Source organism: Rhodoferax sp. XS2R6, from assembly GCF_056521365.1.
This window is the reverse complement of the sequence record NZ_JBWMAY010000005.1, coordinates 80,732-103,131: the sequence shown is the minus strand read 5'-3', so window position 1 is coordinate 103,131 and position 22,400 is coordinate 80,732. Positions and strand designations below refer to the sequence as shown.

Annotated in this window: 21 protein-coding genes; 19 read left to right on the top strand and 2 right to left on the bottom strand. The window is 62.7% G+C overall.

Annotated elements, in window-relative coordinates; all coding sequences use genetic code 11:
* Positions 1-3: 3 nt before the first annotated feature.
* Positions 4-519, top strand: a complete 516-nt coding sequence (locus AC097A_RS16515) for a hypothetical protein (RefSeq protein WP_479621671.1) — start codon at positions 4-6, stop codon at positions 517-519.
* A 192-nt stretch (positions 520-711) separates the two neighbouring features.
* Positions 712-1,098, top strand: a complete 387-nt coding sequence (locus AC097A_RS16510; protein WP_315494182.1) for a prepilin-type N-terminal cleavage/methylation domain-containing protein — start codon at positions 712-714, stop codon at positions 1,096-1,098.
* 44 nt (positions 1,099-1,142) lie between these two features.
* Here the strand turns inward: AC097A_RS16510 and AC097A_RS16505 are convergent, their stop codons facing one another.
* Entirely contained in the window at positions 1,143-3,302 is a 2,160-nt protein-coding gene (locus AC097A_RS16505) for an O-antigen ligase family protein (RefSeq protein ID WP_479621670.1), read from the bottom strand.
* A 130-nt stretch (positions 3,303-3,432) separates the two neighbouring features.
* Between AC097A_RS16505 and AC097A_RS16500 the strand changes: the two genes are divergently transcribed.
* The 13 genes from AC097A_RS16500 (at position 3,433) to AC097A_RS16440 (ending at position 16,645) form a co-directional block, all read left to right on the top strand.
* Positions 3,433-3,951 (top strand): pilus assembly FimT family protein, encoded by a 519-nt coding sequence (locus AC097A_RS16500; protein WP_479621669.1) that lies wholly within the window; start codon positions 3,433-3,435, stop codon positions 3,949-3,951.
* Positions 3,944-4,396 (top strand): prepilin-type N-terminal cleavage/methylation domain-containing protein, encoded by a 453-nt coding sequence (locus AC097A_RS16495; RefSeq protein ID WP_479621668.1) that lies wholly within the window; start codon positions 3,944-3,946, stop codon positions 4,394-4,396. The genes AC097A_RS16500 and AC097A_RS16495 overlap by 8 nt, the downstream gene beginning before the upstream one ends.
* The gene (locus AC097A_RS16490; RefSeq protein ID WP_255413709.1) at positions 4,393-5,247 is read left to right on the top strand and encodes a prepilin-type N-terminal cleavage/methylation domain-containing protein; all 855 of its coding nucleotides are present in this window, start codon (positions 4,393-4,395) and stop codon (positions 5,245-5,247) included. Before AC097A_RS16495 ends, AC097A_RS16490 begins: the two co-directional genes overlap by 4 nt.
* Positions 5,248-5,279: 32 nt before the next feature.
* On the top strand, positions 5,280-5,615 hold the full coding sequence (locus AC097A_RS16485; RefSeq protein WP_315494187.1) for a hypothetical protein: 336 nt from the start codon (positions 5,280-5,282) through the stop codon (positions 5,613-5,615).
* A 73-nt stretch (positions 5,616-5,688) separates the two neighbouring features.
* Entirely contained in the window at positions 5,689-9,117 is a 3,429-nt protein-coding gene (locus AC097A_RS16480) for a DUF6701 domain-containing protein (protein ID WP_479621667.1), read from the top strand.
* A 167-nt stretch (positions 9,118-9,284) separates the two neighbouring features.
* Positions 9,285-10,376, top strand: a complete 1,092-nt coding sequence (gene pilM, locus AC097A_RS16475) for a pilus assembly protein PilM (RefSeq protein WP_479621666.1) — start codon at positions 9,285-9,287, stop codon at positions 10,374-10,376.
* Positions 10,377-10,384: 8 nt separating this feature from the next.
* Complete coding sequence (locus AC097A_RS16470; RefSeq protein ID WP_479621665.1) at positions 10,385-11,038, top strand: PilN domain-containing protein; 654 nt, start codon at positions 10,385-10,387, stop codon at positions 11,036-11,038.
* Positions 11,035-11,652 (top strand): hypothetical protein, encoded by a 618-nt coding sequence (locus tag AC097A_RS16465; protein WP_479621664.1) that lies wholly within the window; start codon positions 11,035-11,037, stop codon positions 11,650-11,652. The genes AC097A_RS16470 and AC097A_RS16465 overlap by 4 nt, the downstream gene beginning before the upstream one ends.
* Positions 11,649-12,110 (top strand): hypothetical protein, encoded by a 462-nt coding sequence (locus tag AC097A_RS16460; protein ID WP_479621663.1) that lies wholly within the window; start codon positions 11,649-11,651, stop codon positions 12,108-12,110. The genes AC097A_RS16465 and AC097A_RS16460 overlap by 4 nt, the downstream gene beginning before the upstream one ends.
* Positions 12,107-13,858: a secretin N-terminal domain-containing protein gene (locus tag AC097A_RS16455; protein ID WP_479621662.1), complete on the top strand. Its 1,752-nt coding sequence runs from the start codon at positions 12,107-12,109 to the stop codon at positions 13,856-13,858. Before AC097A_RS16460 ends, AC097A_RS16455 begins: the two co-directional genes overlap by 4 nt.
* Positions 13,858-14,757: an ExeA family protein gene (locus AC097A_RS16450; RefSeq protein ID WP_105261782.1), complete on the top strand. Its 900-nt coding sequence runs from the start codon at positions 13,858-13,860 to the stop codon at positions 14,755-14,757. The genes AC097A_RS16455 and AC097A_RS16450 overlap by 1 nt, the downstream gene beginning before the upstream one ends.
* On the top strand, positions 14,754-15,875 hold the full coding sequence (locus AC097A_RS16445) for a tetratricopeptide repeat protein (RefSeq protein WP_479621661.1): 1,122 nt from the start codon (positions 14,754-14,756) through the stop codon (positions 15,873-15,875). Before AC097A_RS16450 ends, AC097A_RS16445 begins: the two co-directional genes overlap by 4 nt.
* Positions 15,876-15,883: 8 nt before the next feature.
* Entirely contained in the window at positions 15,884-16,645 is a 762-nt protein-coding gene (locus AC097A_RS16440) for a substrate-binding periplasmic protein (protein ID WP_479621660.1), read from the top strand.
* A gap of 63 nt (positions 16,646-16,708) precedes the next feature.
* Here the strand turns inward: AC097A_RS16440 and AC097A_RS16435 are convergent, their stop codons facing one another.
* Positions 16,709-18,253, bottom strand: coding sequence for a YifB family Mg chelatase-like AAA ATPase (locus AC097A_RS16435; RefSeq protein ID WP_479621659.1), 1,545 nt, complete (start codon positions 18,251-18,253; stop codon positions 16,709-16,711).
* Between the two features lie 251 nt (positions 18,254-18,504).
* On the opposite strand from AC097A_RS16435, the gene glnK reads away from it, so the two are divergent.
* From glnK to AC097A_RS16415, 4 genes are all read left to right on the top strand, one after another.
* Complete coding sequence (gene glnK / locus AC097A_RS16430) at positions 18,505-18,843, top strand: P-II family nitrogen regulator (RefSeq protein WP_094476942.1); 339 nt, start codon at positions 18,505-18,507, stop codon at positions 18,841-18,843.
* 20 nt (positions 18,844-18,863) lie between these two features.
* A complete protein-coding gene (locus tag AC097A_RS16425; RefSeq protein WP_479621658.1) occupies positions 18,864-20,381 on the top strand; it encodes an ammonium transporter in 1,518 nt (505 codons plus the stop codon).
* A 110-nt stretch (positions 20,382-20,491) separates the two neighbouring features.
* Positions 20,492-21,358 (top strand): aldose 1-epimerase, encoded by an 867-nt coding sequence (locus AC097A_RS16420; RefSeq protein ID WP_479621657.1) that lies wholly within the window; start codon positions 20,492-20,494, stop codon positions 21,356-21,358.
* Complete coding sequence (locus tag AC097A_RS16415) at positions 21,355-22,266, top strand: SMP-30/gluconolactonase/LRE family protein (RefSeq protein ID WP_479621656.1); 912 nt, start codon at positions 21,355-21,357, stop codon at positions 22,264-22,266. The genes AC097A_RS16420 and AC097A_RS16415 overlap by 4 nt, the downstream gene beginning before the upstream one ends.
* Positions 22,267-22,400: the final 134 nt, after the last annotated feature.

Genomic DNA, 22,400 nt, shown 5'->3' with positions numbered 1-22,400 from the left:
GCCGTGGCGGCGCTGCGCCCCGCTGCCCAGCCGTCGCCGGTGTGGAGTACGCGCCTCACCGAATGGGGGGTGATGGTGGCGCTGGTGATTATTTTGGGCGTGGTGTTTGCCCACCAAGCGCGCGAGGTGCGCGGGCAAGCCGAGCTGGCACAGATCAAAAGCACCCTGGGAGCCTTGCGCACCGCGATGGTGGTGGCGCACCTGGAAGAAGCCGTGGCCAGCACCCGTGCAAAGAGAGCACTTGTGGTGCAAGCACAACGCAATCCTTTTGCTGCGCTGCAGCAACTGCCCCCCAATTACGCGGGACTGGCCAGTCCAGACGCGTTGGCTGCTCTGCCGGGCGGCAGTTGGGTGTTTGACCCCGAGTGCAGCTGCATTGGCTACCGCCCTACCGAGGCCGCCTGGCTACAGTCCCCCGAGGGCGTGGGGGCCATGTGGTTCCGCGTGGGATCCCTCAACGGGCCTCTGCAGATCACCGCCCAGCAGCCCTATGTGTGGATGGGGCAGGCCGTTGACTGAGAGACAGCCCGTGCCTGCAAACGGAACAAAAACGCGGAAATGGTGAGTTAGCTCACACACTTAGGCCGCAAACTTCATGCACAACAATAGTTCATTGCAATAGAATTAATTCGTCATGCAACGATCGAGATGACGTTGGGGGCCCTGCCAACCGGTAGCGCTGCAAGATTTTTCAAACGAAAGGCGGACAACATGAAACAAGTACAACGCGGCTTTACGCTGATTGAATTGGTGATGGTCATTGTGATTTTGGGCGTGCTGGCCGCCGTGGCATTGCCTAAGTTTGTGGATTTGAAGGGTGATGCTGCGACGGCAGCCACGCAAGGTGTTGCAGGTGCGTTGTCTTCAGCATCGTCTATTAACTATGCAACCCGAAGTGTTCGGGGCAGCACAACTGCAAGTTACGCAGTCACTGCTGACGCAGCGGGATGCACGGCAATCGGCACGAATCTGCAAGGTGGCTTGCCTGCTGGATATTCCATTAGTGGTTCTGCTGCGGGTACCGGCAGCTGTGTTCTTACCAATACGACAGTTACGCCTAACGCCACCGCCAGCTTCTCCGCCGTTGTTATTCCCTGACACGGTGCTAATGCCTGTAAAAAAACCGCCTTCGGGCGTTTTTTTTACAGCTGTTCGCGGTAGGGCGCAGGCACTTGTCCCCGGTAGTTCGCTTTTTCTTCCCTCGGTACCGCTTGCCAGCCGCGCTTGAATGCCGCGAGGGCACGGTCTTCAAAGCCAATACCGGCCTCCTTGTACACATTACCTAGGCGGAAGTAGCTGTCGGCTTCAGTCTCTGGCCAAGCCTGCGCCCGCAGCAGCAAGCCACGCTCCGCCAGATCCCACAGGCGCAGGCGCAGGCCCAAGCTGTAGGCAAGTTGGGTCATGTCGTACTCCACTACCCCCGTATCAAAATAGCCGTCCAGCTTGGCGATGGCCTGTGCTTCCTGGCCCGTGCGGCTCAGTGTTAGCAGTTCTAGTGCGCGCGTACGCGGGGCGTCAGGTTGTAAGCGCCTCAGCTCCTGCCAAGCGGTCATGGCCGGCTCCGCTTGGCCCAGTTCGATATGGGCAATCACCAGGTTGCTCCAAACATTGGCAATGTGGGGGCGCGAGTCTGCGATGCTTTGCAGCACCATGGCGGCGTGCTCCCAGTCCTTTAGGCTGGCTAGCTGCTCAGAGGCAATCGCAATGACCTTGCGGTAGTGCGCATTGACGGACAGCCCTTCCTTCAGCAATTCCACTCCACGGGCCTGTAAGGCCCGGGCTGCGGAGGCATCTGTTGGCAGTTTTTGTTGGGCGCTATTCAGCGCATGAATACCTCCCACAATCAGGGCCTCGGCCCGCATGGCTTGCACTGTAATGAGCGTGGCCAATACGCTGCCCGCGAATAGTAAGCCCAGCACAATCCGTCGCAACCGTGTGCTCATCACGTTCGTACCCTGGCCCAGAGCATCACGCACCCGCAAGCGGGTGTCTGTGCTGGCCAGGATGCCGAGGCAGAGCATGAACAGGGCGCCAGTACTTGCCAGTCGCCACGGAAATCCCGCTAGGCTGACCACCAGGAGTGCAAGCAGGCTGGCGAGGGCGACGGCGCGCAGCGGGGCTTCCGGGCAGTCGACGGTGGACAAGCGCCAAGTGTTGCGCGCTGCCGCCAACAGATAGGCCAGAAGGACGACCAATACCGCACCTCCCACCAGAAATCCGTACTCCGCTAGCAGCTGCAGGTATTCGTTGTGGGCGTAGTAGTCGGGTTCTTCATTGGACTGCGGGCCCTGGTAGAGCGGTATGTATACCTCCCAGGCACCCGCACCCACGCCGGTCCAGGGTTTTTCCATGAGCATGCGTGCAGAGCCTTTCCACATCATGCTGCGGTAAGAGAAAGAGCCTTCTCGATACACCGTGCTATCGGCCATCGTGGCGGCACGGGTCCAGCTGCGGGTGAGTGCGGTTTGCCCCTGGCTCTCGGGGTGGTTGGAGCGAATGCCGCCCAGGGCCAGTACTGTCAACGTTCCTATCAATAGCACCGACGCGGTGGATGTCCGGCTCCACCGGCCCCAGGCCAGCTGTCCGCGATAGCGCCACAGTACGTACCCCAGCAGGGGGCAGATGAGCAACAGCGAGACCAGGGCTGAGCGCGTTCCGGTCATCATGAGTGCCACGATGTTGAAGCCGATGGATAAAGCCACCAGTTGGCGCCAGCGGGGAGTCTGGAGTTGTGCGAGTACCAGCACCGAAAAGGGCAGAGCACACACGGCATACTCGGCGAAGAAATTGCGGTTCACAAAGGTGGAGGCAGGTGGCGCGGCCTGGTTGAACCAGCCCAGGTTGGCCCAAAATTGGGCTGCTGCCCATACGGATGCGCCTACCGCACCGGCATGAACGCCCCAGGCAATACGCTGCCAGTGGCAGGGTTGCAGGCCTTGTAGCCCTAACCACAGCAGCAGACCCAGTAGGGCCCAGCGTGCGGCCTCGACCCCTGCCAAGTAGGGGTGTGACCAGGCCATACTACCCACGGCATAAAGCATCAGTGTGACGGGCAAGGCCAGCAGGCCATGCCAGAGCACAGTGGCCGGGCGTGCCTGCAGCCAAGCCCAAGCCGCTGCCAGGGTGCCCATCGCCAGCAGGGCAGATTTCAGGGTATCTTGCAAGACGAGTTCACTCGGCACGCCCAGCGTAGGCAGTAGGGCCAGCATGCCGGCCAGTATCCAGCCCACCTTGTTGGAACCCGCGAAGATAGCCTGATTCACACCGATGGTCGTTGGCGCGGGCAAGGAAGAATTCGGCACGGGGGTCATGGATTGGTTAAGCTGTGCGCCTGCTGCGTTGGACCGCACATTGTCCGCCAAAAAAGTGATTAAATAGGGCTCTGTGCGGCGTGGATATTGCGCGAACAGCTAGTAAAAACATAGCAAACAAATGAACTTCCAGCCTGTGATTACCCGATGGTTGGCCGCACCCGCGGTGCGACAGCGCGGCCTATTCCAAGGCGGCTTCACCCTCGTGGAGCTGGTGATGGTGATGGTGATGCTGGGGGTACTGGCGGTGTTTGCGGCGCCGCGCGTGTTCAACCGCAGTGACTTTGAGGCTCGCGGGTTTCATGACCAGACCTTGGCGGCCCTGCGCTTTGCGCAGAAGACCGCGATTGCGCAGCGCCGAGTGGTTTGCGTGGCCTTCACCATCAACACGGTGACCCTGACGCGTGCCTCGGTGGAGGCCAGCAATGTTTGTGACACCGCAGTGGCGGGGCCGGCTGGAGAGCTGGTGCTGCAGGCGCCGGTGAATGTAGCGTTTACGGCCGCGCCTGCCGCTTTTCGTTTTGATGGCCTGGGCCAGGCGCTGCCGGCCAGCGTGCTGCCCGCGGTGCGCAGCATGCAGGTGGTCAACACGGGCCGCACCATCACGGTGGAAGAGGTGACCGGTTATGTGCATGACTAAGCGCCCGCATCGGGGCTTCACCCTGCTTGAGCTGATCTTCTTCATTGTGGTGGTGGGCACCGGTTTGGCCGGCATTCTGGCGGTGTCGGACCAGGTCGTACGCACCAGTGCCGACCCCATGCTCACCAAGCAGTCCGTGGCGTTGGCCGAGTCGCTGATGGAAGAGATTCTGCAAAAAGATTTCGCCAATCCAGTGGGCGGCTATGGAGGTGCCAACCGTGCCCTGTTCGATGACGTGGCCGACTACAACGGCTACACCACTGCTGCCGGCATGGTGGATGCCCAAGGCACTGCGATTGCTGCGTTGGCAAGCTACAACGCCTCACCTGCGGTGGCTGTGCTGGCCGTGGCCAACTGGAATGGCATACCGGCCTTGCGCGTCACGGTGTCGATCACCGGTCCTGGGGGCACGGTATCCCTGGTCGGCTACAGGAGCAACAATTGATCCCCCGGTCTCGACCATTCCATCGTGCACAGGGGTTCACCCTGATCGAGTTGATCATGGTGATTGTGATCATGGGCGTGGTGGGGGGGATGGTGGCGGTGTTTATGCGCAACCCCATCGAAGCGTATCTGGCCAGCGGCCGCCGCGCCGGTCTCACGGATGTGGCGGACACCACCTTGCGGCGCGTGTCACGTGATTTGCGCGTGGCCTTGCCCAACAGCATTCGTACCCCTGCAGCGCAGTGCATCGAGTTCATTCCCACCAAAACCGGAGGCCGCTACCGTACCGAGGAGCTGGTGGCGGGGGACAACACAAGCCTGGACTTTTCAACGGCGGACACCGCGTTCAACCTGCTAGGCAGCAATAGCGCCTTGCCCGCGGACCAGCGCATTGCAGCGGGCGATCTGGTGGTGGTGTACAACCTGGACGTGGCCGGTGCCACAGCATATGCCAATGACAATACGGCCACCGTGTCGGGCGCACCGGTGGTGGCGGGCACACCGCCTGAAACCTCGATTCCGATCAGCGCCAAAAAATTTCCCCTGGCCTCTGCCAGCAACCGCTTCCATGTGGTGCCCGCTGCAGAGCCAGTGGTGGGCTATGCCTGCCCTGGCGACGGCACGCTGCGCCGCTACGTGCGCAACCTGCCGTACCCGGCACCTGCGGCGTGTCCGACCGCCGCGGCGCTAGCCGCATCGCCAAGCTTGGCGCGCAATGTGACGGCCTGCAGCTTTGTGGCCGCGGCGGTGGACCTGCAGCGCAACGCACTGATTTCGCTGAGTGTGCAGATTACTGACTCGGCGGAAACTGTATCGCTACAAAGCGAAGTCCATGTGAGCAGTACGCCATGACCACATCGCGGTTTCAGCAGGGGTTTGCCGCCATGGCCGCATTGTTTTTGCTGGTGGTGCTAGCGGCTCTGGGTGGATTTATGGTCAGCTTTTCCAATGCACAGCACCTCACCCACGCCCAGGATGTGCAGGGCACGCGTGCCTACTGGGCGGCCCGTGCCGGGTTGGAGTGGGGCGTTGGCATTGTGATGCAGAACAACGCCTGTCCGGCGGCTATCAATAATCTGACGATTGAAGGATTCAATGTGGCGGTTACCTGCACCTCTGATACTTATGTCGACAGCGGCAATCGGGTGATTTACCAGTTCCGGGCCACCGCGGCAGCCGGCAATATAGAACGCAGTGTTTCCGCTGCCATGGAGCGATGAGATGCACATTCCGACACTTGCGGGTTTGATCGGTCGCGGGCTCCGGCATCTGGGCGTTGGGGCGGTGATGCTTATGCTGGGGCTAGGTGCCGTGGCGCAGACCTCAACCTACGCTTACCGCTCGGACACGTTTGCGTACGACACGCCCTCGGGCACCGCGGCCAGTGTGGCCTGGCATGCCAGCGGAGCTTCACCAGCCTGTACCTCCTATCCGAACGGGGATGACGATTGGGCCGACATTACTTTCCCGGCCGGATTCACTTTTACGTTTGGCGGTGTCAACTACTCCAGTGTGAGGGCCTATTCCAACGGCATATTGGCTTTTGGCGCCGATGTGTCGGGTTTTCACCGGGATTACACGCCGCAGGCCCTGCCCATCACCGCTGCCGGTGCCGCTTTCACCGGCTGTGCCAATGCCGTTCCCAGCAAACTCATGATTGGGTATTGGGTCGACATCATTGCCGGCACGGCCAGCGGCATTACCAATGCGTCCGTCAAGCATGAGCTTCTCACCGATGGGTCGGGGCAAAAGCGATTTGTGATCACCTGGAACAACGTAGCCCTGTACGGCAATGCGGGCACTCGTTACAGCTTTCAGATCGCTTTGTATTCCAGTCTCAGCGGCGTGAATGGGAATTTCCGCTACCAGTACACCACCGGCTCCACCACCGGGGTGGGGGCGGCGGTAGGTGTGCAGCTCAGTACCACCGACTACACGCAATACGCCTATAACCAAAATTTCATTGATACAGCGGTGGGGACGGCCATTCTTTGGTATCCGGCCAATCAGCTGGCGGGCAAGAGCGCCGAATACCGTTTTGACGAAGGGGTGTGGTTGGGTGTGGCGGGGGAGATCAAGGACACCTCCGGCAATGCGCAGCACGCCAGCAAAGTCGGGCTCAGTTCCAGTGTCGCGGCGGGCAGGTTGTGCCGGGGCGGTAGTTTTACCAACAACACCCTGAACCTGACGGTGGATGCCGTATCCACGCCCATCGTTCCGGTCAACCGTGGGGCGGTCAGTTTTTGGTTCAAATCGAATGCGGCGTGGAACTCCGCAAACGCCATGCTGTTGGATGCAACCACCACGGCGGCGCAGCCTTTTTTCCTCATGAAGCGTTCTACCGGTGCCCTGCGTTTTGCGGTCACAGACAGTGGCGGAACGGTGCGCACGGCGGAGACCTCCACGGCGTACACTTTTGGCGCGGGTACTTGGCACCACATTGCCGTGAGCTGGGCCTTTACGCCGGGTACCAACCAGACGGTGCAACAAATCATTGTCGATGGGGTGCTGGCCAACACGACCGGCACCACGCCCTACCGCACCACCACCACCGGCGCCATTGCAACCCCTGGCACGCTCTATATCGGAGACAACCGTACCTCGGGCGTACTGCCCAACACCGGGTCAGCCAATGGTGCCAACGGCACGATTGACGAGGTGTACATCTACCCCATCGACATCAATGCCACCCAGGCCGCGGCCGACATGGCGCTGACACGCCCTGTGTGCACCTCGCTGGATCACTTTCACATCGTGCATACGGGGGAGCAGGTGGGTTGCGGCGGTGCAGTGGCCAGTATCACCGTGGAGGCCCACGATGCCACGCACGGTCTGATCAGCCTGGCGGGTACCACCATGCAGATGTCCACCAACACCGGGCATGGCAACTGGTCCAGTGTCTCCACGATCAACCCGGTGGTGAACGCCGGCAACGGCAATGGCAGCTACACCTTCAGCAACGAGTCCACCGTGGTACTGGGCTTGTCCAATACTTTTTTAGAAAGCCTCAACATCAACCTCAACTCCGGCGGCATCACCGAGAGTTCGGGAACTGCCGCCGTGTGTGTGTCGCAGGACTACACCGTGGGCACCAGCTGCGATGCCAACCTGAACTTTGTCGAGTCTGGTTACCTGTTTGACGTACCCAACCATGTCGCTGAAATCAGCCAGTCTGTGACGGTAAGAGCGGTCAAAAAGTCAGACAGCAGCGCTGCCTGTGTGCCGGCCTATGCCAACACCAGCCGCAGCTTGAGCTTTACCTGTGCCTACACCAACCCGACTACCGGCACCCTGCCAGTGCGGGTGGGCGGCAGTGCCTTGAATGCCGCAAACTCAGCCACCTCCGCCTGCGATGCCACGGGGCAGGCGGTGAGTCTGGCATTTAATGCCACGGGTGTGGCTACCACCAGCGTGCAATACGCTGATGTGGGGCGGGTCACCCTGTCGGCCCAGGAGACTACCGCTGGCGTCACCATGACCGGTTCTGACATCTTTATTGCAGCCCCGGCCAAATTCGCTTTTAGTGGCATCACCCCGGCACCGCTCAAAGCCGGGGTGAACTTCAGTGCCACGGTGTCTGCGCAGAACAATGTGAACGCTGCGACCCCGAACTTTGGCAAAGAAACTTCCCCAGAGAGCGTGGTTTTGGCTTTTGCCAAGGCCTCCCCCACGGGTGTGGGGGCGTCCAACGGCAGTTTCTCGGGCGCATTGGGCACCTTCACCGCGGGTAGCGCAACTGCGAGCAATTTGAATTGGAGCGAAGTTGGCACCATCGATCTGAGCGCCACGCTGAGCAGTGCCAGCTACCTGGGGAGTGCTATCACAGCGACAGGCAACACGGGCACTGCAGGCGCGGTGGGCGCCTTTGTTCCAGACCACTTTGCGACGCTGGTCACTCAGGGGTGTGCAGCGGGAAGTTACTCCTACTCTGCGCAGCCCTTTGCATCGATCGTGCGTGCCCGCAACCGTGCTGGCAATGTGACCGTGAACTACGATGGAACGGCCAATACCACCCCCACCTTTGCCAGGGTGGTGACTTTGTCTGATGCGAATGGCCTGGTGGGGGGTATGGTGCCTGCCACATTGGCTGCATCGAGCTTCACTGCAGGTGTGGCAACCCTGGCGCCGGTGTTTACCTTTACCAGCAAGACCACGGCCCCGGGGGCGCTCAAGCTGCGTGCGACTGACACGGATGGCGTGTCTTCTGCCACGGGGACCGATGGCACAGCAGCCACTGCTACCGAGGGCACGACCGAAATCCGTAGCGGACGTGCCCGGCTCGCCAACGCCCTGGGCTCGGACCGGCTGGATTTGCCCATGGTCTTTCGTGCTGAGTTCTGGGCCAGTGCCGCCAGCGGTTGGGTCACCAACACCGCGGACAGCTGTACCGCTGCGACACTGGCGCTGACGGCCGCATCGACCCCCAGTATGGTGGCGAGCACCTGTGTTGTAGAAGCCGGCAACAACAGTGGTGCGGGTTGCGCCGTCGCGCCTGCCGTGGTTAGCCGCGGTTACCTGGAGAGCGGCGTTGCTGGCTTTGCGGGCGATTTCAATCTGTGGCTCCAAGCCCCGGGGGCTGGCACTGCCGGTTCGGTGGATGTCACGGCCACCGTGCCGGCCTGGTTGCAGTTCAATTGGACCGGTACGGTTGCCAACCCCAAAGGGCGCGCTACTTTTGGCGTCTATCGCAGCCCCTTGCTGTATCGCCGGGAGAACTATTGAATCTGGTCCAGTATTTCTCAATTCATGTGAAATACTGCCTCCGAAGGCTGTCATGATTGCGCAACCAGCTATTAAAATGAGAGCAAGTCGCTCTGCCTGTCACCTCACATGATCGAAGCAACGCTCCACCACACATTGCCTGCTCCCGCCCGGAGGGCCCGCTAACCATGCGCTGGCCGTGGCAACGCAAGTCTTCCGGTGACCTGTTGATCGTGTCGTGGGCCGACCAAACCCTGGCGTATCTGCAAGCACGCCCTGCCGGCAAAGGATATGAGGTTACCCGCGTGGGGGTCGAGCGCCAGGGCGTCGACAGTCGCGAAGACTTGGTGCACCGCCTACAGGCCCAGGGACTCAAGGGCTTGCGTACCCACATCATGCTGCGCCCAGAGCAGTACCAATTCCTGCAGATTGATGCCCCCGCCGTTCCACCGGAGGAGCTGCGCTCCGCCGCCCGCTACCAAGTGAGAGAGCTGGTCGATGCCCACCTGGACGACATCACCCTGGACGTGATGCGCCTGGGTGATGGCCAGGAAAAAGGCCAGGCACACCTGTTTGTGGTGGCTGCCAAAAGTGCCGTGGTGCGCGACGCCATGGCGCTGGCCGAGGCACTGCATTGGGATGTGAGCGTCATTGATGTGCAGGAAACCGCGCAGCGCAACCTGCAAAGCCTGGTGGCCCAGAGTGAAGGTCGCCTGGAGCGGGCTACGGCGGCGCTGGTGCTGATCGATAACAAGCAGGCGATGTTGACCATCAGTGCCAACGAGGAGCTGTATTACACCCGCCGTCTGGAGTTGCCGGAAGGCTTTATGACCATGGCCTGGGGGCAGGGCGATGCTGCTGCTCCCACCGAGAGTTACACCCCGGTCAGTGAGTACGTGCCCGACTACAGCGTGGGTGGCGTGGCCTACGGAAACGACTACTCCGATGCGCGCGGTGCGTCTGCTGTGGGCGGTGTTGCTGCCAACAGTGGCGCGCAAGCGGACTACGAGCGCGCCCAACGGCTGGTGGTTGAAGTGCAGCGCTCGCTGGACCTGTGGGAGCGTTCCTGGACCCAACTGCCCCTCGCTGGCGTGCGTGTTTTTGCTGGTGCGCGTTCGCAAGAACTGGCTGAATGGCTGAGCCGTGAAATTGGCCAAACCGTAGGCGTGCTGGACGCCACCCCCCACCTCAAGGGGCTGACGCCCGCTGACACAGCCGATGCCGCGTACTGCTTGCCTTTGGCTGGCGTGCTGTTGCGCACCGAAGGCCGTACTCTGTAGAGCCCGCCATGCCGCAGCAAATCAATCTGTGTACCCCACTCCTGTTGGCGCCCAAGCGCTACTTTTCCGCGCAAACCATGGTGCAAGCCCTGGCCCTTTTCGTCGTGATTGGGGGGGTACTGTGTGGCGCATGGGTCTGGAATCTGAACCGCGCTGCCACCGGGTTGCAGCAACTCATGCAAACCCAGACCAAGGAGCTGGCTGATCTCAAGGCGGCTTTGCAAACCCATGCGCTCAGCGCTGCGCCCCTGAGCCTAGAGCTGCAAACCCAGGTGCAAGACGTACGCGGCCAGGTGCTGGCCCAGCAGAAAGTATTGCTGGCATTGCAAGACGGACGTATGGCGCCTGGCTCTGCGCATTCGGACCGCCTGGCATTGGTGTCACGCAGTATTCCTGCGCAAGTTTGGGTCACAGGGGTGGAGGCCGACGCCTCGCGTTTTGAGGTGACGGGCTATACGCTGGAGCCATCGGCCCTGAATGAATGGGTCAACCGGCTGTCCTTTAGCCCCTTGATGCAGGGACTGCGCCTGGCGACCGTCAAAGTGCAAAGTGCACGCCTCTTGCCGGCGGCCGCTGGCACCGCTCCGGTCGGGCGTGAGGCCTGGTCATTCACCCTGGTAAGTGCTCAGCCGGCAGCACCGGCTAAAGGGAGTACCCCATGAAACAGTGGTGGTTGCAGCAGAGTGCGCGCATCAATGCCCTGAGTTTGCGTGAACGGGCGTTCATATTTGTTTCGCTCATTGCCAGTTGCCTGGCCTTGGCCGATGCCCTCTGGTTGTCGCCCGCCATGGGGACTCACCAGTTGCAGACCCAGCAGCACGCAGCGCAAAACGCGGAGTTGCAGCGCTTGCGCACCGAGTTGCAAAGTATGCCTGCACCGGTCGATGTGAACCTGCCTTTGCGGACCGAGTTGGCGGCGCTGCAGCAGCAACTGGTGGAGGTGCAGAGCCAGGTGACGGTAGCCGCGGGTGGCAACAGCCCTGCCCTGGAGCCCGTGCTGGCGGAGTTTTTGCGCCGCCGCCCAGAGCTGATGCTGCTCTCCACTGCAACCTTGAGCGCCGATGTGGCTGCAGGCAAAGCCGCTGCCACCACGACCGGTATTGCCCGCCGCGGTGTGGAACTCAAGGTGTCTGGCCCTTACGCGGAGCTGGTGAAGTATGTGAGAAGCCTGGAGCAGGCCTTGCCCAATTTGCGCTGGGGCCCCATGCTGTTGCGCAGCGAAAAACAGCCACCAGAGCTGACCTTGCAAGTGTTTGTGCTTGAGGTACAGCCATGACGTGGATGTGCTGCCGTGCCGTTCGTTTGCTGGCGGGTGTTGCCATGGTGTGGCTGGCGTGCCAGGTTTCTGCCCAGGAACTGCGTGACCCCACGCTAGCGCCGTCCGAGGCCAGCACGCTGCCCGATGAGCCGGGCAAAGTAGCGCCCGCACCCGCAACGGCCGTGGTGGTGCAAGGCGGAAAGTCCTATTTGGTGGTCGGGACGCGGCTGGTGGCGGTTGGTCAAAAAGTCGGCAATGCGAGGCTGGAGCGCATTACTGAAACTGAAATCTGGTTGCGTGAGGGCAAACAGATCACCAAACAGTCACGCTTCAGTGGCATCCAGCGCAGCGTTGCCAAGCCCTTGGGCCCCTGCAAAACACCCGTCGCCAAATCCGGCACCCGAACCAAACCATCGTCTGCGACCGCCAAGCAAGCCGTGACACCCGCAGCTCCCTGCGAAGGAGTGCAACCGTGAAGTCCCGCCCCATGAATGAATTTGACACGTCCACCCTGACACTCGTGCTCCGCCCCCCGCTGGCTCTGTGGTCCCTGCTGGGGGTGAGCCTGCTTAGCGGCTGCGCGGCGCTGGACCGCCCTTTGCGGACCCCTGATGTGAGTGCCGCGGTGCGTGCCGAGCTTCCGGCTCCCATGCCTACGACGGTCGTGCCAGCCAAGGTATCCGACGCGCTAGCCGAGCCCGCAGCGCCTCCCGTGGCCCTGCCACCCGAACCCCGTTTGGACTTGCTGGTAAACAATGCGCAGGCGCGTGAGGTGTTTTTGGCCATCGTGGCCGACACCCGCTACAGCATGCTGATGCACCCTGACGTGTCGGGCACGCTGTCGGTCACGCTGCGTGGCGTCACGGTGACCGAGGCGTTGGAGGCGATTCGCGATGTTTATGGCTACGACTTCAAAGTCGATGGCCGTCGCATCACTGTGTATGCACCGACCTTGCAAACACGAATTTTCACCATCAATTACCCGACCTCCTTGCGCTCGGGCAGCAGTGAGCTGCGTGTGTCTTCGGGCGCCGCACTACAAAGCTCTGCAACCGGTACCACGGCCTCCAGCAGCAATGCCGGCACAGCAGCACAGCAGCCCGAGAACAGCCGCGTCTCCACCACCTCGCGTTCCGATTTTTGGGGTGAGCTGGCCGCTTCCGTGCGCAGCCTGGTGGGCACCGGCGAAGGACGCAATGTGGTCTCCAGCCCGCAGGCCGGCATTTTGGCCGTGCGTGCCATGCCCGAAGAGCTGCGCCAGGTCGACAAGTTTCTGAAAGCTACCCAGGCTTCGGTGGAGCGGCAGGTCATGCTCGAAGCCAAAGTGGTGGAGGTGGAGTTGCGCGATGGTTACCAGAGTGGTGTGAACTGGGGCGCCATGGGCAGTGATGTGAACGGGCAGGCCGCCGTGGGCGTCATTGGCAGTGGTGTTTCCAGCACCAACGCGTTTGTGCAGGGCACCACCACCATCAACGGTGCAGTGGCCTTTCCGGCCGTTGCCAGCGGTGGGGGCCTGTTTGGCCTGGCACTGGCCACCAGCCAGTTTGGCGCAGTGCTGGGTTTCCTGGAAACCCAGGGCGATGTGCAGACCCTGTCCAGCCCGCGCCTGGCGACGATGAACAACCAGAAGGCTGTGCTCAAGGTGGGGTCGGACGATTTTTATGTGACCGCCGTCACCAGTGGCAGTACTTCCAGCAGCGGTTCTTCCAGTTCGGGCACGACAACGACCATGCCCACGGTCACTCTGACGCCGTTTTTCTCAGGCATCTCGCTGGACGTGACCCCCCAAATTGACGACGGTGTGAATGTGACCCTGCACGTGCATCCCTCGCTCACCACAGTGACCGAAAAAACCAAACAGGTAGACCTGGGCAGTGTGGGTAACTACCGCCTGCCGCTGGCGTCGAGCGCGGTGAATGAAACCGACACGCTGGTGCGTATCCAGGACGGCAACATTGTGGCGATTGGTGGTCTGATGCAGCTGGAGTCCAGCCGCAACGCATCGGGCATTCCGGGTACCACCGGTATGCCGGGTCTGGGGGCTCTGTTTGGCAACCGCGCCACGCAAGGCCGCAAGAAAGAAGTGATCGTGCTGATCAAGCCCACCATCATCCGCACTGCGGCCGACTGGGACGCTCAGGGCCGCCGCGCCCGTGCCGCGCTGGACGACATGGACGCCACCCGTGCCCGGGTGATCCAGATCGACGGCAACCAAGCCAAATAATGTACCTGGGGCACTTTTCGCTGCGGGAGGCCCCGTTTTCCATCACACCGGATACGGATTTTTTCTTCGCCCATGAGGGCGCGCAGGCCTCGCTCAACATGCTGCTGGTGGCCTTGCGCAGTGGCGAGGGTTTTCTCAAAGTAGTGGGAGAGCTGGGCTGTGGCAAAACCGTGCTGTGCCGCCAACTGCTCAAGACCCTGCAGGGCGAGTGCCTGACGGCCTACATCCCTAACCCGAATATGGGCCCCGACGAGCTCTTGCTGGCCCTGGCCACCGAGCTCAAGCTTCCCATCACCTCACCGCCCCAACGCCACCAGATCATGGCCACGCTGAACCAGTGCCTGCTGGAGCAGGCTGCACAGGGTCGCCGGGTGGTGGTGTGTATCGACGAGGCACAGGCCATCCCGGTGCGTACCGTCGAGAGCCTGCGCCTGCTTTCCAACCTGGAGACCGAAAAGCGCAAGCTGCTGCAGCTGGTGCTGCTGGGCCAGCCAGACCTGGACGACAAGCTGGCGCGGCCCGAAATTCGCCAGCTACTGCAGCGCATTACTTTCAGCGAGTACCTGGGCCCCATGCAAGCCCAGCGCGTGCCGGGCTACTTGGCGCACCGCTTGCAGCGGGCCGCCTTGGGCGAGTCCACCGACACCCAGGTGTTCACGCCAGCGGCGGCTCGCGCGATTGCGCAAGCCAGCGGTGGTGTGCCGCGGCTGATCAATATCCTCGCGCACAAATGCCTGATGCTGGCATACGGGGAGGACCAGCACCGGGTCAGCGCTGCGCACGCGCGTTTGGCTGCGCGGGACACACCGGGTGTGCTGCTGCGCCGCCCTTGGTGGCGCAGCCTGTGGCCCGGAGCTGGAGCGCGTGGGCTGCGTAGCGCACAAGGAGAGTCGGAATGAGTGTGATCAACAAAATGCTGCGCGACCTGGACCAGCGCCAGACCCCGGCCGCAGGCGCTGCCGATCTGTTGCGCCGTGACACCACCAGCGTGGCCACACCGCCCACGGTGCGTCGCCGCTCACCCGCCCTGCGCTGGGCCACCGCGTTGTTGCCTGTGGCTACCATGTTGGCTGGCGGCTTGGTTTGGTGGAGTTTTCAGCAGCAGCTCCCGGCCGCACCGTCCGCGCCCGCACCTGTCGTTCAAGCGCCTAGCCCGGCTCCTGCTGTTGCTCCTGTAGTGGAGCCTGTGGCCCCCGCACCGGAGCCCGCTGCACTTGCCTCCCCGATGCCTGCGCCTGCGCCCGTGAGCACCGTACCACCTTTGCCTGCCGCACCAGCCTCTGCCAAGGCGCCACTCAGTGTGGGCTTGCGCATGGATGCGACCTTGTCCAACCCGTCCTCCGCGCTGCCGCAGGCAACACCGGTGGCCCTGCCCGCAGCTTCTGCGGCCAAAGCGGCGGTGGCGAGCGCCAGTGCCATAGTGCCACCCACCCCCGTCGCCCCTGTGGCTGCCCAGATGCCAGCCAAGCCCCCGCTGCCTGTGGCGGAGGCTGTGCCTGCGGGTGCACGCCAACAGCAGGCCGGGCGAGAGGCGCTGGCCCAAGCCCAAGCCTTGTGGGCGAGTGGCTCTCGCGACACCGCCATCAGCACCCTGCAGGAGGCGGTGGCGACGGCAGAGCGCAGCAACCAGGGTGGCGGTATTGCCAATACGCTGGTACCCATGGTCCGTGAACTCGCCCGCATGGAGCTGGCCGAGGGCCGGCCCGCCGCGGTGTGGGACATGTTGTTGCGCCTGGAGCCTTTGCTGGCCAACCAGCCTGAGTTATGGGCGCTGCGGGCCAATGCGGCCCAACGTCTGGGCCGCCACCAGGACAGTGTGCAGGCCTACACCACGGCCTTGCAATCGCGCCCCAGCGAGCAGCGTTGGCTTCTGGGGGCGGCGGTGTCATTGGCCGCGTTGGGTCAAACCGGACCCGCGGCCGAGATGGCCGACAAAGCCCGCGCCGTCGGCCCTGTGAGCCGCGAGGTACTGGCATACTTGCGCCAACAGGGAGTACCGTTGACCGACCGACCGTGAGGTTTGTGATGCGCCATTGCCTGTTTGCCGGGGCCCGGTTTCTTGCGCTCTGTGCCACTGCCTTGGGCCTGGCGCTGCCAGTGCAGGCCCAAACCGCCAGCGTCGAACTGGTGACGGGTGACTACCCACCGTTTTCCAGCGAAGAGGCCCCTGCCATGGGGGTCTTGTCTGAAGTCGTGATGGCGGCGTTCAAGGAGCAGGGTGTTGCCGCCCAGCTGCGGTTCATGCCTTGGCAGCGCGGTTATATGGAAACCCGCAACGGTCTGCACACCGCCACCTTCCCCTACGTCAAGAACGAAGAGCGCCAGCGCGACTTCTGGTTCTCCCAGCCCCTGTATCCCGACGTGGTGCGTATTTTTGTGCCCTCGGATACCGACACCAACATGGACTGGGCTGGCAAGGCCATTTGTATACCGCAGGGCTACAACATGGCGCGTGTGGCCCCTTTTATCGAGAGTCAGCAAGCCCGCGTGGAGCGTCCACCAGACATGCTCAACTGTTTTCAGATGCTGCAGCGTGGGCGGGTGCAGGCGGTGTGGAGCAGCGAAACGGTGGCCGAGTTTGTGACCCGCGACCTGCGCCGCGAGGGACTGCGTTTCAAGCCACTGACCTTGGGGCTGGAGTACCCGGTGGAGTTGTACCTCATCATCTCGCGCCAGCTGCCGCAGGCGCAGCAGTGGCTGGAGCGTTTCAATAGCGGCCTGGCCCGCATCCAGAAGAACGGCACGTACGCCAAAATTCTGGCGCGGCACAAAATGCAAGCCAAATAGGCCTCTAGCGCCCGTCGATACTGCGCAAAAAGCTACCAATAAGATAGCAATTGCAGGGCCCGGTTAGCTGCTCGCACGTAATACCCGGCGGTACTGCATGGCCTCGGCCACATGGGCCAGGCCCGTGCCTTCGGCACCCGCCAGGTCGGCAATGGTGCGGGCAATCTTCAGCGTGCGGTGGGTGCTGCGGGCCGACCAGCCCAGTTGGGCCGCCGCAGCCTGCAGAAATTTGCTGGCCGCGGCATCCAGCTGGGTGTGGGTGTCGATGGCTTGGCCGGTCAGGGCCTGGTTGGGGACGCCCTGGCGTGCCACCGCGCGTTGGCGTGCGTCGCTGCAGCGGGCGCGAATGCGGTCGGTCGACTCGCCAGCCGGACTGCCCAGCAGCTCGTGGGCGGGCAGGGCGGGCACCTCGATGTGCAGGTCGATGCGGTCCATCAGCGGGCCGCTGAGTTTGGCCTGGTAGCGGTGCACCTGGTCGGGCGTGCAGCGGCAGCTGTGGCTGGGTGAGCCCTGGTAGCCGCAGGGACAGGGGTTCATGGCGGCAATTAGCTGAAAACGCGCGGGGAACTCGGCCCGCCGAGCCGCGCGGGCGATGGTGATGCTGCCGGTCTCCAGCGGTTCACGCAGGGCTTCCAGCGCCGCTCTGGGAAATTCGGGCAGTTCGTCCAAAAACAGGACCCCGTGATGGGCCAGCGAAATTTCACCGGGCCGCGGCGGCGAACCACCACCCACCAGGGCTACGGCGCTTGCCGTGTGGTGCGGGCTGCAGGTGGGGCGCTGGCCCCAGCGCTCCATGGCAAAACGGCCGCACAGGCTGCCAATGGCGGCGCTTTGCAGGGCCTCGTTGGTGTCCATGTCGGGCAAGAGCCCGGCAAACCGCTGCGCCAGCATGGACTTGCCCGAGCCCGGCGGACCGACCAACAACAATGAATGGCCGCCAGCGGCGGCAATTTCCAGCGCGCGTTTGGCGCCGGCCTGGCCTTTCACGTCGGCCATGTCGGGGCCACGCAGCTGCAGGCCGGGTGGTGCCCCCTGGATGCGCACCCAGCCCTCGGGGTCTTCGGGCACAGCGGGGGCATCGCCGGTGGGGGGCGGGGCAAAGTGGCGCACCACATCGAGCAGATGGCGCGCACGCACCACATGGGAGTCTGGCACCAGCGCCGCTTCTTCCGCACTCTCGGGTGGAAGCACCAAACGGGTGCTTACCTGGGCGGTGCGCAAAGCCAGCGCCATGGCCAGGGCGCCGCGCACAGGCCGCAGCGCGCCGGACAAGGACAACTCCCCGGCAAACTCGTACTGGGCCAAGGCGGCTCCGTCGATTTGGCCGCTGGCCGCCAGAATGCCCAAGGCAATTGGCAAATCCAGCCGTCCGGAGTCTTTGGGCAGGTCTGCCGGGGCCAAATTGACGGTAATACGCTTGTTATGGGGAAATTCGAGTCCGCTGTTCTGGATGGCGCAACGCACCCGTTCGCGCGCCTCTTTGACCTCCACATCGGCCAAACCGACCAGACTGAAGCTGGGCAGGCCATTGGCCAGGTGCACCTCCACCGTGACCTGCACCGCGTCTAGCCCCAGCAGGGCGCGCCCCTGCACCAAAGACAAGCTCATGGACCCATACTCCCAAAACGGTGCGCCGCATCACAGTGCATGCAGTGTGTTTGCACCAATGCTGTGCATGCTGTATTTATGTACAGGTATGTTACTCCAGTCCGCGCCGTTTGGGGCGCGGCCCCGCGGATTTGAGGGGCTTTTAACTTGGCATGCCTTCTGCTTTATTGGGTGTATCTCCAGACGTATGGAGAGGCAGACCAGCCAGACCCGGTGTCTGTATTCAACTGTTATCAAGCTGAGGTGAACACATGAAACTCGTAACGGCCATTATCAAACCGTTCAAGCTCGATGAGGTGCGAGAAGCCTTGTCTGGCATTGGTGTGCAAGGGATTACCGTGACCGAAGTCAAAGGCTTTGGTCGCCAAAAAGGCCACACAGAGCTGTACCGCGGTGCAGAGTACGTGGTCGACTTTTTGCCCAAGGTGAAGATTGAAGCGGCGATTGACGACGCTTTGGTGGACCGCGTGATCGAAGCCATCGAAGGTGCAGCCCGCACCGGCAAGATCGGCGACGGCAAGATTTTTGTCTACAACCTGGAACAGGTTGTGCGCATTCGTACCGGCGAAACCGGCAAAGAAGCGCTGTAACCAGAAAGAGAGCCCACAACATGAAAAAATTGCTTGCTTCCCTGGCCTTGGGCCTGAGCCTGCTGACGGCCGGATCCATTGCGCTGGCCCAAGACGCCAAACCCGCCGAAGCCCCAGCGGCTGCCGCACCGGCCGCTGCTGCCCCCGCTGATGCGGCGGCGCCTGCTGCTGCCCCGGCACCCGCCGCGGCTGAAGCGGCGCCTGCCGCCCCCGCTGCGGCTCCCCTGGTCCCTAACAAAGGTGACACCGCCTGGATGACCACGGCTACCGCCTTGGTGATCTTCATGACATTGCCTGGTCTGGCCCTGTTCTACGGCGGCTTGGTGCGCAGCAAAAACATGCTGTCCGTGCTGATGCAGGTGTTTGTGGTCAGTGCACTGATCTACATCCTGTGGGCTGTCTACGGTTACACCCTGGCCTTCGGTGGCGACGGTGCATTCATTGGCACACTGGACAAGCTGTTCCTCAAGGGCGTAACCACGGAATCCGTGGCAGCAACCTTCAGCAAAGGCGTGGTCATTCCTGAACTGACATTCGTGGCCTTCCAGGCAACGTTTGCCGCCATCACCTGCGCACTGATCGTTGGTGCCTTCGCCGAACGTATCAAGTTCTCCGCCGTGCTGGCTTTCAGCGTGTTGTGGTTCACCTTCAGCTACCTGCCCATGGCACACATGGTCTGGTACTGGGCCGGCCCTGACGCGATCTCTGACGCTGCTTCGCTGGAAAAAGTGGTGGGCGCAGCTGGTTTCTTGTGGGCCAAGGGCGCACTGGACTTCGCTGGTGGCACCGTGGTGCACATCAACGCCGCGGTTGCTGGTTTGGTTGGTGCCTACGTGGTGGGCAAGCGCATCGGTTACGGCAAAGAAGCCATGGCCCCTCACAGCCTGACATTGACCATGGTCGGCGCTGCCATGCTGTGGTTTGGCTGGTTCGGCTTCAACGCCGGCTCCAACCTGGAAGCCAACGGCCTGACCGCCTTGGCCTTCATCAACACCTTGTTGGCCACCGCTGCTGCGACCCTGGCCTGGATTACCGGTGAAGCCCTGACCCGTGGCAAAGCCTCCATGCTGGGTGCTGCTTCCGGCGCCGTGGCTGGTCTGGTTGCCATCACGCCTGCTTGCGGTTTTGTGGGCCCCATGGGCGCCATCATCATCGGCCTGGTGGGCGGTTTTGCCTGCCTGTGGGGTGTGAACGGTCTGAAGCGCCTGCTGGGTGCCGATGACTCCCTGGACGTGTTCGGTGTGCACGGCGTCGGCGGTATCGTTGGTGCCATTTTGACTGGCGTGTTCGCTTCGCCTTCTCTGGGCGGCACAGGCGTGTACGACTACGTGACCAACGCAGTGGCCGAAGGCTACTCCATCGGCACCCAAGTCTGGATCCAGACCCAAGGCGTGCTGGTCACCATCGTGTGGTCTGCTGTGGTTTCCTTCATCGCCTTCAAGCTGGTGGACCTGGTGATTGGTCTGCGCGTCAGCGAAGAAGACGAGCGCGAAGGTCTGGACATCTCCAGCCATGGCGAAACCGCCTACAACCGTTAATCCCCAGGATTCGGTTACGAACTAGTTTCAATTCTTCTTGAGACATTGGCCCGGTCGGACTTTGGTCCCGCCGGGCCTTTTTTCGCCGCTTCGCGGTGCACAATCCCGCCATGACTTCCACACTCACCCTGCGCCACGGCGATTTGCTGTGCGACATCAAACCTGAATTGGGCGGTAGCATTGCCGGCCTGTGGTTGGGGACCGATCCCGTATTGAGCTCCGTGCCCGGTGCGCAAATGCAGACGGTGCGCCAGTCCGGCAGTTACCCGCTGGTGCCGTTTTCCAACCGCATTGGACAGGCCCAACTGCAATGGGCAGGCACCAGCCATCCGCTGGTCCGCAACTTTGACCCCGAGCCGCATGCCATCCACGGCGTGGGCTGGCAGCGCCCCTGGGCGGTGCTGGAGTCGTCCGATACGTTTGCGTTGCTGTCCCTGGAGCACCGAGCCGATGCCGCCTGGCCGTTTGATTTCGATTGCTCCCAGGCCTTCAAGCTGGAAGCCGGGGCGCTGGAGATGTCGCTCTCCATCACCAACCAGTCGCCTGTGGCGGCGCCTGTGGGCTTGGGCTGGCACCCTTTCTTTCCCAAACGCCCCGGTACCGAAGTGCAGTTCTCGGCCACCGGCCGCTGGGAGATGGGCTCGGACAAGCTGCCCACGCACCGCGTGGCGCACCCCGGCTTGCAGCAAAGCGTGGAGTCGCTCACCGTAGACAATTGTTTTGACGGCTGGGGCGGCGTACTGACCTTGCAGGATGCGGTGATGCGCGTGCGCGTCTCGTCCGCGCTGAGCCGCCTGGTGGTGTACACCCATCCCGAGCGAGACAACATCGCTGTGGAACCGGTCAGCCATGTGAACAACGCGCTCAACCTCATGACCCAGACAGGCGCGCGTGCCGAGGACTTGGGCGTGGTCATCCTGCAGGCGGGCCAAACCTATTCGTGTGAGATGCGTATTGAAGTGGAGCGCACCGTATGAGCTGGCAAACCTTGAGCCAAGACCTCTTTGAACTGGGTGAGTCGCCCTTCTGGCACCCGCACGAACAACAGCTCTATTGGGTCGACATTCCAGGCAAAGCCCTGCTGCGCGCCAATGTGTACATGGGCACGGTACAGCGCTGGGACATGCCCACCGAGCCCGGTTGTATTGCCCCCGCTGCGTCGGGTGGGCTCGTGGTGGCGCTGCGCCACGGCGTGTTCCGCGCACGCGAGTGGGGCGGGGCGCTGGAGCCCATCGTCGCGTTGCCCTATGACACGGCAGTGGTGCGCGCCAACGACGGCAAGTGCGACGCGCTGGGCCGCTTTTGGGTCGGCACCATCGACGAGCCCAAGGCTGGCCGTGTCGCGGCGCTGTTCAGCATCGACTGCCGCCGTGGCCTGCCCGAGGTGGTGCAGCATGCGGCGGGTGCCCTGACTGGCAACGGCCTGGCGTGGAGCCCCGACAACCAGACGATTTACTGGTCCGACACACCCAACCATGTGGTGCACGCCTGGGACTACGACCTGCAGACCAATACCCTGGATGGGCAACGCAGCTTCCAGCAATGTGCGCCCAAGCCTGCGGGCTGGACCTTTGAGATCACCAGTTACGCAGGCCGCCCCGATGGTGCGGCCGTGGATGTAGAAGGCAACTACTACGCCGCCATGTTTGAAGGCCGGCGCATCTGCAAGTTCGCCCCCGACGGTGCGCTTCTGGCTGAGATCCCGGTGCCGGCGCAGTGCCCCACCATGCCCTGTTTTGGCGGCGAAGACCTCAAGACCCTGTACGTGACCACGGCCCGCCACGGCCGCAGTGCAGCCGAGCTGGCGCAGATGCCACTGTCGGGTGCGGTGTTCTCCATGCGGGTGGATGTGCCCGGCTTGCCGGTTAATTTCTTCGTGGACTAGCCCCCACGCTCCACCGCTGCGCGGGTCGCTGCCCCCGAGGGGGCTAACCCGCCTTGGGGCGGTCCGGCGGCGGGTTGCTGCCAAATTTTTGGTGGCACAGGCGCCAAAAAATTCACGCGCGGCGGCGGGGTGGC

Coding starts and splice junctions, on each gene's coding strand:
- AC097A_RS16510 (WP_315494182.1), top strand. CDS start 712: ATGAAACAAGTACAACGCGGCTTTACGCTGATTGAATTGGTGATGGTC.
- AC097A_RS16500 (WP_479621669.1), top strand. CDS start 3,433: ATGAACTTCCAGCCTGTGATTACCCGATGGTTGGCCGCACCCGCGGTG.
- AC097A_RS16495 (WP_479621668.1), top strand. CDS start 3,944: ATGACTAAGCGCCCGCATCGGGGCTTCACCCTGCTTGAGCTGATCTTC.
- AC097A_RS16485 (WP_315494187.1), top strand. CDS start 5,280: ATGGCCGCATTGTTTTTGCTGGTGGTGCTAGCGGCTCTGGGTGGATTT.
- AC097A_RS16480 (WP_479621667.1), top strand. CDS start 5,689: ATGCTGGGGCTAGGTGCCGTGGCGCAGACCTCAACCTACGCTTACCGC.
- pilM (WP_479621666.1), top strand. CDS start 9,285: ATGCGCTGGCCGTGGCAACGCAAGTCTTCCGGTGACCTGTTGATCGTG.
- AC097A_RS16470 (WP_479621665.1), top strand. CDS start 10,385: ATGCCGCAGCAAATCAATCTGTGTACCCCACTCCTGTTGGCGCCCAAG.
- AC097A_RS16465 (WP_479621664.1), top strand. CDS start 11,035: ATGAAACAGTGGTGGTTGCAGCAGAGTGCGCGCATCAATGCCCTGAGT.
- AC097A_RS16460 (WP_479621663.1), top strand. CDS start 11,649: ATGACGTGGATGTGCTGCCGTGCCGTTCGTTTGCTGGCGGGTGTTGCC.
- AC097A_RS16450 (WP_105261782.1), top strand. CDS start 13,858: ATGTACCTGGGGCACTTTTCGCTGCGGGAGGCCCCGTTTTCCATCACA.
- AC097A_RS16445 (WP_479621661.1), top strand. CDS start 14,754: ATGAGTGTGATCAACAAAATGCTGCGCGACCTGGACCAGCGCCAGACC.
- AC097A_RS16440 (WP_479621660.1), top strand. CDS start 15,884: ATGCGCCATTGCCTGTTTGCCGGGGCCCGGTTTCTTGCGCTCTGTGCC.
- AC097A_RS16435 (WP_479621659.1), bottom strand. CDS start 18,253: ATGAGCTTGTCTTTGGTGCAGGGGCGCGCCCTGCTGGGGCTAGACGCG.
- glnK (WP_094476942.1), top strand. CDS start 18,505: ATGAAACTCGTAACGGCCATTATCAAACCGTTCAAGCTCGATGAGGTG.
- AC097A_RS16425 (WP_479621658.1), top strand. CDS start 18,864: ATGAAAAAATTGCTTGCTTCCCTGGCCTTGGGCCTGAGCCTGCTGACG.
- AC097A_RS16420 (WP_479621657.1), top strand. CDS start 20,492: ATGACTTCCACACTCACCCTGCGCCACGGCGATTTGCTGTGCGACATC.
- AC097A_RS16415 (WP_479621656.1), top strand. CDS start 21,355: ATGAGCTGGCAAACCTTGAGCCAAGACCTCTTTGAACTGGGTGAGTCG.